Raw genomic sequence first — 3,325 nt, forward strand, 5'->3', positions numbered from 1 at the left:
CTTCCCCCGTAGGGGCGACTTCAGTCGCCCGCGGACTGTGATCAACGGCCGGCCTGTCATCCACGTGCGGAGGTCGAATGAACTCGACCCCACGGAAGCATCCGCCGACTCCCAAACATTTCAAGCAAGAGACTGAACCCATGACTGCCCGCATCATTGACGGCAAGGCCCTCTCGAAACAACTCCGCGAAGGCTTCAAGACTCGCGTCGGCACCCTCGTGGCCCAGGGCGTCACCCCGGGTCTGGCGGTGATCCTGGTGGGCGACAACCCGGCCAGCCGGGTCTATGTGGGCAACAAGGTGAAGGCCTGCGAGGAATGCGGGGTGCGTTCCTTCCACATCGCCTTGCCGGGCGACACGGTGGAGTCGGAAGTCCTCGCCACCATCGCCCGCCTCAACGCCGACCCGGCCGTGCATGGCATCCTCATCCAGCTGCCCCTGCCGCCCCACATCGACGGCCGCAAGGTGCTGGAGGCCATCAGCGTGCACAAGGACGTGGACGGCTTTCACCTCTACAACGTGGGCGGGCTGGTGGTGGGCAACACCATCTTCCCGCCCTGTACCCCCTACGGCGTGCAGCTGCTGCTCGACACCACCGGCACTGACGTGGCCGGCAAGAACGTGGTGGTGGTGGGCGCCAGCAACATCGTCGGCAAGCCCATGGCCCTGATGCTGCTGCAGCGCGAAGCCACCGTGACGATCTGCCACGCCAAGACCCGCGACCTGGCCCAGCACACCATCCTTGCCGACATCCTGATCGTGGCAGCCGGCAAGCCCGGGCTGATCGTGCCGCAGATGGTCAAGCAGGGGGCCATCGTCATCGACGTGGGCATCAACCGTTTGCCTGACGGCAAGATCGTTGGCGACGTGGATTTTGAGGGCGTGAAGGAGAAGGCCAGCTGGATCACCCCGGTGCCCGGCGGTGTCGGCCCGATGACGGTGACCATGCTGATCGAGAACACCCTGCGCTCGGCCGAGCGCGCCCTGCGCATGCGCCAGACCGACGACTACCAGGACTGGGAAGCCCCCGTCCTCAAGGGTGCTTGAGGACGGCGGTGGCCTCGACGGCGTGGCGCAGGAACAGGGCACGGATATCTACCCTGGCCTTGAGCCGCGCCGCCAGCAGGTAGAGGCCGCCGATCTTGCGGTGCAAAAACAGGGCATCGGCCGGCGGGGTGTGCCAGAACTCCCGGTCCATGCCCAGCTTGAAGCCCACGTCGCGGATGCGCAGGGCCAGGTCTGAGGCGCCGAAGTCGTAGGGGCCGCTGTGGCGCAGGGGTTCGCAGGCCTGGGTGAAGATGTCCAGCACCAGGCGGCGATGGTGTTCCCGAATGTCGGCCTGGAAGTAGCCGATCTCGCTGGCGGCGGCGTTCATGCCGGCCGTGTCGCCCAGGGCGCCGCCACTCAGCAGGCGCCGGTAGGCATCCACCATGGCGGGGGAGTAGGCCCGGGTGGCGCCGAAATCCAGCAACACCAGGCGCCGGGAGACGGTGTCGTAGCGGTAGTTGGCGAAATTGGGGTCGGTCTGGACCAGGTGAAATTCCAGGATCTCCCGGAACAGCAGGGAGAACAGCAGGCCCATCACCCGGTCGCGCTCCGCCTGGGGCGCGGTGTCCAGCGACTCCACGGGGACGCCGTCCACGAAGTCCATGACCAGGATGTCAGGGGTGGTGAGCCCCGGGTGCACCCCGGGGAGGGTGTAGTCGGGGCTGTCGGCCAGCAGGGCGCCGAAGCGCTGGAGCTGTTCCCCCTCCCGCAGGTAGTCGGCTTCTTCGTGGAGCTGGCGTTTGGCCTCGCCGAGCAGGGGCGCCACATCCAGGGTGGACGGTAGCAGCCCCGACAGGCGCAGCAGGGTGGCGACGTTGTCCACATCGCTGGAAATGCTCTGGCGCACGCCCGGGTATTGCACCTTGATGGCCAGGGGCCGCCCGTCCAGGGTTTCGGCGGCATGCACCTGGCCGATGGAGGCGGCGGCCATGGGCGTGAAGGAAAAGCGCCTGAACTGTTTCTCCCAACCTGGCCCCCAGTTGGCCTCCAGCACCGTGACCAGCTGGCTCATGGGCATGGGGCGGGCATCGGCGCGCAGGCGGGCGAGGATGTCTGCGAGTTCGGGGGGCAGCAGGTCGCCGGCGTCCATGGACAGCAGCTGCCCCACCTTCATGGCTGCACCGCGCAGCTGGGCGAGCTGGTCGGTGACCCGGCGGGCGTTGGCCGGCGTCAGCAGCAGCTCACTGACACTGGGCCGGCGGCCCTGGGCGAGCTGGCGCAGGCCCTCGGCGAGCATGCCGCCCGCCACCCCCGAAGCGAGGCCGCCCAGACGCGCGAGGCGCGACAGGCGGCTGCCGGGAACGGCGAAGGGGGCAGGGGGCTTGGGCGTGCGCCTGTCGGACACGGCCTCAGCGACGCCGGCTGCCGCCGCCGAGGATGGAGCCGAGCACGCCGCGCACGATCTCGCGACCGATGGTGGAGCCGACGGTGCGGGCCACGCTCTTGGCCGCGGTTTCGGCCAGGCCGGGGTGACGCCCGCCGCGGGGGCCGGTGGTGCCGAAGAGGATGTCGCTGAGGCCGCCGAACAGGCCGCCGCCGCTCTCTTCTGCCGGGGCAGCCTGACCGCCGCGGGGGGCCGGGCTGCCGGCTGCCGGGGCCGCGCTGCCACCGCCCTGGAGCTTCTCGAAGGCCGATTCCCGGTCCACCACTGCCTCGTAGTGCCCGAAGATCACCGAGTTTTCAATGGCAGCCTTGCGTTCGCTGGGGGTCAGGGGCCCGAGGCGCGAGGCCGGGGCGATGATGGAGGTGCGCTCGACGATGTGGGGGCGGCCCTTTTCATCGAGGAAGGAGATCAGGGCCTCGCCCACGCCGAGCTCGGTGATGACCGTGGCGGCGTCGAACTCGGGGTTGGCGCGCATGGTCTCGGCGGCGGTCTTGACGGCCTTCTGGTCCCGCGGGGTGAAGGCGCGCAGGGCGTGCTGAACACGGTTGCCGAGCTGGCCGAGGACGGTTTCGGGCACATCCAGCGGGTTCTGGGTGACGAAGTACACGCCGACGCCCTTGGAGCGGATCAGGCGCACCACCTGTTCGATCTTCTCGAGCAGGGCCTTGGGGGCCTCGTTGAAGAGCAGGTGGGCCTCGTCGAAGAAGAACACCAGCTTGGGCTTGTCCACGTCGCCCACCTCCGGCAGTTGCTCGAAGAGCTCGGCGAGCATCCACAGCAGGAAGGTTGAGTACAGCTTGGGGGCGTTGTAGAGCTTGTCGGCGGCCAGGATGTTGATCACCCCGCGGCCGTCGGCGTCGGTCTGCATCAGGTCGGCGATGTCGAGCATGGGCTC

The 3,325-nt window shown here is 68.7% G+C and carries 3 protein-coding genes; 1 reads left to right on the forward strand and 2 read right to left on the reverse strand.

Features of this window, described 5'->3' with window-relative positions; all coding sequences use genetic code 11:
• Positions 1-140 precede the first annotated feature (140 nt).
• A complete protein-coding gene (gene folD / locus ACIQ09_RS22035; protein WP_398314544.1) occupies positions 141-1,046 on the forward strand; it encodes a bifunctional methylenetetrahydrofolate dehydrogenase/methenyltetrahydrofolate cyclohydrolase FolD in 906 nt (301 codons plus the stop codon).
• Here the strand turns inward: folD and ACIQ09_RS22040 are convergent.
• Complete coding sequence (locus ACIQ09_RS22040; protein WP_398314546.1) at positions 1,033-2,391, reverse strand: ABC1 kinase family protein; 1,359 nt, start codon at positions 2,389-2,391, stop codon at positions 1,033-1,035. The genes folD and ACIQ09_RS22040 overlap by 14 nt on opposite strands.
• Before the next feature lie 4 nt (positions 2,392-2,395).
• The coding region (locus tag ACIQ09_RS22045) for a helicase HerA-like domain-containing protein (protein WP_398314548.1) at positions 2,396-3,325 on the reverse strand (930 nt) is incomplete at its 5' end.

The sequence above is a fragment of the Zoogloea sp. genome, assembly GCF_044344315.1.
Taxonomy (GTDB): domain Bacteria; phylum Pseudomonadota; class Gammaproteobacteria; order Burkholderiales; family Rhodocyclaceae; genus Zoogloea.

Coding starts and splice junctions, on each gene's coding strand:
- folD (WP_398314544.1), top strand. CDS start 141: ATGACTGCCCGCATCATTGACGGCAAGGCCCTCTCGAAACAACTCCGC.